This is a genomic window from Halomonas elongata (genome assembly GCF_029081005.1).
GTDB lineage: Bacteria > Pseudomonadota > Gammaproteobacteria > Pseudomonadales > Halomonadaceae > Halomonas > Halomonas elongata_B.
On record NZ_JAJQTQ010000146.1, the window covers coordinates 1 to 351 of the forward strand.

Genomic DNA, 351 nt, shown 5'->3' on the forward strand with positions numbered 1-351 from the left:
GGCTGCTGGGCTCAAGCCTCTATAGCGCGCAACTGGCGGCGCAGCTCGGCCTGCCGTTTGCCTTCGCCTCGCACTTCGCGCCGGATATGTTGTTCCAGGCCCTGCATCTGTATCGCAGCAATTTCAAACCTTCGGCGCGGCTGGAAAAACCGTACGCGATGGTGTGTATCAATATCATCGCCGCCGACAGCAACCGCGATGCGGAGTTTCTCTTCACCTCCATGCAGCAGGCGTTTGTGAAGCTGCGTCGCGGCGAGACCGGGCAGTTGCCGCCGCCGGTGGAAAATATGCATCAGCTGTGGTCAGCATCCGAGCAGTATGGTGTGCAGCAGGCACTGAGCATGTCGCTGG

1 pseudogene is annotated in these 351 nt (G+C 60.4%); it reads left to right on the forward strand.

Features of this window, described 5'->3' with window-relative positions:
* Positions 1-351: pseudogene (locus LU493_RS19840) on the forward strand (LLM class flavin-dependent oxidoreductase); the annotation flags it as partial.